Genomic DNA, 6102 nt, shown 5'->3' with positions numbered 1-6102 from the left:
TTTCCCTTCCGGGCTGAGCCCGGCCTCATCGCCGGGCCGAAAAGATAATATTTATCCTCGCCCCGTGCGTCAATAAGCCCACAAAAACGTCGCCGCAAGGAACAGGATATCGGGGCCAGACGAATGATTCCCGGGAGGCAGTGCTACTTTCTCCGGTGTAAGACCTGGATCAGTCCGGTGACACCGACGGTGGCAGTCTGATTGACACCAGGGCCTGATCACGGCCAACCGAACACGCAGAAGGGGAATTGATCGAGGCGGGTTGCCCCGCCTCCTTATTGGGTTGATCGCGCTTTTCCGGGCTAGAAGCCCGCGGAGAGGGTCCACCAGAGCTTGCTGACGTCGGGGCGGTTGTCGCCGCCGTTGTGCCAGGCGAACTTGATCTCGGTCTGCCAGGGGCCGGTGAGGGGGCGGGCGGCGAGGAGGTTGAGTTCGCTGCCGAGGTCGATGCTGGTGGCGTCGGCGCGGAAGTCGTGCCAGCGGGCCAACAGGCGCCAGTCGCCGGCCTGCCCGCCGATGCCGAGCCAGGTATCCTGCAGACCCACGTCCGGCGTGGTCAGGAACTGATCGGCCCAGCCGTTGTGGGCGTGGAGCGTGGCGAAGGGGGTCTGGAAGGCCTGCTCGCCGTCGCCGCCCAGGCGTTCGTGGCCGAGGAACCAGCGCCAGCCGTCGAGGCGTTGCTCCAGTTCCAATCGCCAATAGTCCTGCGTCTCTTGGGGGCCGGCATCGCCGATGCCGTCCTGGCGGGCGTATTCCAGGCGGTAGTGAAAGCCTGCATCAGTGCCCGGCAGGGGGCCGTTCAGGCGGATGCCCAGGTTCTCATGGGAGGCCGGGCGGTCCTCGAACTTGAAGCGGTGGGCATAGAAGCCGAGACGGGTGTCGCCCCAGTGGCGGTTGACCACCGCCAGCCAGCTGTCCAGCTCGGCCTCGGCCATGAGGCGGTTGGGGTGGTTGGTGCCGAAGATGCGGTGGGCACGGTCGAGATGAGTCAGGGACAGGTCCCAGTCGTCGCTCGGGCGCCAGTTGACATGCAGGGCATCGAAGGTCTGTTCCAGCTGCCTGAAGCCCACATTACCCAGGAAGCGGGCGTTGCCGTCGATCAGGCGCTGGCGCCCCAGCCGGGCTTCCAGCTCGTCTCCCTGGCGATAGCGTACCCAGGCCTGGGAGATCCCGGTATCGGCCGGGTCGGCCACCACGGGTCGGGGCTCGGGAGCGACGGTGTCGTTGTAGCGGCGCTCACCGATCACCCGGTTGCCGTGGAACATGACCCCGGCATCGAACCCCTGCCACTCGGCACTGCGCAGGCCCAACTGCAGGCGAGCGGTGGAGGCCAATGCTTCCTTGTCCACCCCGTCCTGATCCACGAACTCCACCCGGTAGCGGAAATCCAGCTCCGTGACCGGATCGGCGAGGACTGCCGGTGGCATCGCCAAAAGGGACGAAAGGACCAGACAGGCGGGAAGGAAGTAAGGCTTTTTGCCAAACATTATCTCGGCTCCCAATAGGGTGTAATTGATGCTGGTGATGATTGTCCTTGTCCTGAGTGGCGCTGTACTTGATTCAGGTCATGATTGGGCTGCTTGCGGTCACATATCAGGCAGCAATTGCGTAAACTAGCCCCATGACCAGCACTCAACGACCCAGCCGACAGCACGTCGACGAGCACCGGATCTTTTCGGCTTTGCCCGAGACCCTGCGAGAACGGGTCCTGGCAAGGGCGGAGATTGTCGAGATCGACCGGGGAGAGACCCTGTTTCACGAGGGTGACCCGGCCCGGCGCATCTTTCTCTGCGAGGCCGGCCAGCTCAAGCTCTATCGCCTGGCTCCCAACGGCAATGAGAAAATCATTGCCCTGCTCCAACCCGGCAGTACCTTTGCCGAGGCCACCATGTTCATGGAGGAACGCAATTATCCAGTCAACTGCGAGGCCCTCAAGGCAAGCCGGCTGGTGGCTTTCGATGCCGATGACTGCGTCGCCATGCTACGAGAAGACGTGGATGCCTGTTTCAAGCTGATGGCCATGTTCAGCCGGCGACTGCGACAACGTCTGACCGATATCGAGGCCCTGTCGTTACAGAACGCCACGCTGCGAGTGGTCAATTATCTCTTGCAGCTTCAGCATCAGCAGGATGCCAGCGAGCAACTGGAGCTGCCCACCTCCAAGAAACATGTAGCCGGACTGCTGGCCCTGCAGCCGGAGACCCTCTCCCGGGTCTTTGCCCAATTGCAGGAGGGTGGCGTCATTCAGGTATCGGGGCGCCGAATCCGCATTCTCGATAGCGAACGCTTCAACGATATCGCTTACGGCCTGGCAATCTCCTGAACATTACCTGAATTGATCCTCATCAAGGATCGTCTCGTCATTGCGCCTCAAAATATGCATGCATCTTGCTTCTTTTATGACGCGCTGGAAGTGGAGAGAAAAGGCGCGGCACCCGACCGCCTCTAGGACGCAGCAACAACCACGGAGAAAGGAAAGGGCCCCATATCGGGGCCCTTTTGCGTCCGTGACAATCTGGAGGGAGCACGGCTGGAACCGTCGCCACCGGAGACGTCTTTCAAGAACAGTCTAGGATTGGAGCAGCCCGGCCAGGGCCTCTCGCTGCCCCATGAGGTCGTCCAGGGTGTAACCATCCAGGACGCGCATGAATTCCCGCAGGGCCTCGTCAAGGACATGCATCAAACGGCAAGCCGGCACGATGTTGCATTGACCCGCCCCGCCGGGAAAGCACTCGGCAATGGCAAAGTCTTCTTCCATCTCCCGCGCCACCGCGCCCAGATTGATCTCGGCCGTCGGTCTGGCCAGCCGGATGCCACCGCCCTTGCCCCGCCGGGACAGGAGAAAGCCGGCCCGGGCCAGACCCTGGACCACTTTCATGAGATGGTTGCGGGAAATCCCGTAGGCTTCGGCGATTTCATTGATGGTCGCCTGTTCGCCAGGGCGAATAGCGAGATAGATGAGAACGCGATAGGCATAGTCTGTATGGCGGGTCAGATGCACGGGGACAATGCGCTCCGATGGGGAACCTGAGTTCCTTGATGCATGAAAAATGCATTATAACCACGCCGGGATCGGGACGATATGCCCCGGGAACCTAGCTCCCCGCCGCCAAACGCTCCAGCGCCGGTCGGTCGATCAGCTCCACTTCGCGGCGCTCAACCTCGACCAGACTCTGTGCCACCATTTTTCGCAGCACCCGGCTGATGGTTTCCGGCGCGAGACCCAGATAATTGGCAATGTCACGACGGCTCATGCTCAGGCGGTAGCGGTGGGCGGAACAGCCCAGCTGGGCCATTCGTTCGCTGACATGCAGGAGAAAACTCGCCACCCGACCCTCGGCGGGCTGTTCGAAGTACCGATCCATGAACAGGCTCAGCTCGCGACTGGCCAGGCGCAGCAACTGGTGCTGCAGGCGGGGATGGCGACGGGCCAGGCGTTCCAGGGAGCCCGGCTCGAAGGCGCAGACATGGGCGGTATCCAGGGCCTGCACCCGGCACTGGTACTGCCCCCCATAGAGGCCATCTAGGCCAATCAGCTCTCCGGGCATGTAGAAGGCACAAACCTGCTCGTGCCCGCTGGGAAAACACCTGACGCCCTTGAAACTGCCTGAGCGCACTGCGTAAACGGCGGTAAGGGTGTCAGATTGACGATAGAGGCAATCACCTGTGTGCAATGTCCGCCCCGGGCCGGCGGTGTCTTCCAGGTCGATGATTGCCGACCCTTCCAGGTTGGCCGGCAGGCAGTCCTTGCGACGATGACAATCGCGACACCGACAGGGGTTGCGGTGTCGCAAATCAATGGTCTGTCCCTGTTCCGGCATACTGGCTCCTTGCTGGCCGCACGGGTCCGGGCCGGCGCCTCGCGCGATTGTGGCTGGCGCATCCCAAAATTCTGCCTGCATGACTTAAGGAACCTCTGATCAATTCATTCGCGCCAACTGCCGGCGCGAATGAATTGATCAGAGGTTCCCTAAACATAGTCAGAGCTGATCCAGATTCAAGCACTTCGCGCATCGACCGCCTTGGGTTAAGCTTTCGCTTCCGCCATCGTATCCGGGAGAGTGTCATGCCGAGTCCGTCCTTCACCCAGTTGAGCTGTCTTGCCGTGGCCTGGCTCTTGCTGGCCGTGTCCGCCCTGGCCGACGAGCCCCGGGGCATGACCCCCTCGGACTACTACGATTTCGTCTTCGTCAATGACCCGCAGATCTCGCCCGACGGCAAGAAAATCGCCTTCGTGCGCGGCGAAGTGGCCGACGACCGGCGTTCCCGTGAGACAGCCATCTGGCTGGTGGGCAGCGATGGTGAAAGCGAACCGCGGCGCTTTACCCGTGGCGATTCCGACGGCAGCCCTCGCTGGTCACCCGAGGGTGATCGCCTGGCATTCGTCGCCAGTCGCAACGAGCGACCACAGCTCCATGTCATTGCCACCGATGGCGGTGAAGCCCAGGCCCTGACGACTCTGGAACAGGGAACCATCAGTGATTTCCACTGGCTGCCGGAAGGTGATGCCATTCTGCTCAGCCTGCGATTGGACCCTTGGGTGGAGGACCCGCGCCAGGAGGAAGAGGAGGAAGAAGAGCCGCAGGCGGACCTGACCCGAATCAGCCAGGCGGTCTACAAGCAGGAAGGCCGGGGGCTACTGGACGAGGCCCGAACCGGGCTCTGGCTGCTGGACCTGGACAGCGGGGAGCTGGAGCGCCTGGTCCATGACGAAAGCTGGAATGTCCACAATCCCGTTGTTTCTGCCAATGGACGCCATGTGGCCTTCAATGCCGATAAAGGCGGCGAGGAATTCGATGGTGGCTTCAACCAGGACATTTATCTGCTGGACCTGAGACGGGGCGAGAGCCAACGCCTGGCCACCCCGGAAGGTCGGGCCAGCAATCCGGTATTCGCGCCGGATGGACGGGCCCTTGTCTATAACCATCAGGCCGAACGCTATGCCCCGACGGAACTGCACCGGATCGAGCTGGGTGATGAACAGGTCTCGGTGCTGCATCAGGGCATGGAATTGAGCGTTGCCAATGTCCACTGGCCGGCCGGTGACAAGGGCTTGTTCTTTCACAGCGACTATCGCGCCTCCCGCCCCCTGTTCCAGTTGCAGGGCGCCGACGGCAATTGGCGCCTGCGCTTTGGCGAAGCCGCGAGTGTGGAGTCCGCCAGTTTCTCCGCCGATGGTCGGCGGGTGGCCTGGACCCAGAGCGATGAAATCAATCTGCCGGAAATCTGGGTGGCCGATACCCGCCGGGGCGGGCAGAAACGCCTCACCGGTTTTAACGATGAACTGCTCAATGGCCTCGCCCTGCGTCCCCTGGAGCGCTTCGAATTCATCAACGACGATGACTTCGAGGTGGACGGCTTCGTGCTGCGCCCGGTGGATTTCGACCGCAACCGGCGATACCCGGTCATCCTCAACATCAAGGGCGGCCCCGGCGGGATGTGGGGGCATCAGTGGTTTCATGAATATCACATGATGGCGGCCCAGGGTTACGCGGTCATCTTCACCAATTACCGGGGCAGCACGGGCTACGGGCATGAGTTCCAGTCAGCGGTGCGCCTTGACTACGGCGGTGCCGACTACCGCGATAACATGCAACTGGTGGACGAGGCCCTGGAACGCTATCCCTGGCTGGATCAAGAGCAGCTCTACGTCACCGGTGGCTCCCACGGGGGGTTTCTCACCAACTGGATCACCACCCAAAGCAATCGTTTCCAGGCAGCGGTCACCCAGCGCAGTGTCAGCAGCTGGATTTCCGAGGCCGGCACCCAGATGTTTCCGCCGCGATCCATGAATGCTGAATTCGGCGGCACGCTCTGGGACAACTTCGACTACTACTGGGGCCGCTCGCCCTTGAAGTATGCCGATCAGGTGGAAACACCGACTCTCATCATTCACGCCGACCAGGATCAGATCACGCCCATCGGCCAGGCCCAGGAATGGTTCTACGCCCTGCTAAACAACGACGTGGACACGGAGATGGCCATATTCCATGGCGAGGGGCACGGCCTGTCCCGGGCAGGAACGCCCGTCAATCTGGTCAAGCGGCTTGAATTGATTCTGGAATGGTTTGAAAGTTACAGGGACTAGGAGCCCACAGGGCG

General features: G+C 61.9%; 5 protein-coding genes. 2 read left to right on the top strand and 3 right to left on the bottom strand.

The genetic code is table 11. The annotated features are described in order from the left end of the window. Positions 1–302 precede the first annotated feature (302 nt). On the bottom strand, positions 303–1487 hold the full coding sequence (locus VCB98_RS11095; protein WP_346052555.1) for an alginate export family protein: 1185 nt from the start codon (positions 1485–1487) through the stop codon (positions 303–305). Positions 1488–1621: 134 nt separating this feature from the next. Between VCB98_RS11095 and VCB98_RS11090 the strand changes: the two genes are divergently transcribed. Further along, entirely contained in the window at positions 1622–2323 is a 702-nt protein-coding gene (locus tag VCB98_RS11090) for a Crp/Fnr family transcriptional regulator (protein WP_346052553.1), read from the top strand. A 246-nt stretch (positions 2324–2569) separates the two neighbouring features. Here the strand turns inward: VCB98_RS11090 and VCB98_RS11085 are convergent, their stop codons facing one another. Together VCB98_RS11085 and VCB98_RS11080 are read right to left on the bottom strand one after the other, a co-directional pair. Beyond that, positions 2570–3001 carry an RrF2 family transcriptional regulator gene (locus tag VCB98_RS11085; protein ID WP_346052551.1) on the bottom strand — a complete coding sequence of 144 codons (432 nt, stop codon included), beginning with the start codon at positions 2999–3001 and terminating at the stop codon, positions 2570–2572. 94 nt (positions 3002–3095) lie between these two features. Next, positions 3096–3821 carry a helix-turn-helix domain-containing protein gene (locus VCB98_RS11080; RefSeq protein ID WP_346052549.1) on the bottom strand — a complete coding sequence of 242 codons (726 nt, stop codon included), beginning with the start codon at positions 3819–3821 and terminating at the stop codon, positions 3096–3098. Positions 3822–4066: 245 nt separating this feature from the next. On the opposite strand from VCB98_RS11080, the gene VCB98_RS11075 reads away from it, so the two are divergent. Next, positions 4067–6088, top strand: coding sequence for a S9 family peptidase (locus VCB98_RS11075; RefSeq protein WP_346052547.1), 2022 nt, complete (start codon positions 4067–4069; stop codon positions 6086–6088). The last annotated feature ends 14 nt before the right edge of the window (positions 6089–6102 follow it).

Origin of the sequence: Natronospira elongata (assembly GCF_034931365.1) — a bacterium.
GTDB classification, from domain to species: Bacteria; Pseudomonadota; Gammaproteobacteria; order Natronospirales; family Natronospiraceae; genus Natronospira; species Natronospira elongata.
This window is presented reverse-complemented; position numbering and strand designations above follow the sequence as displayed.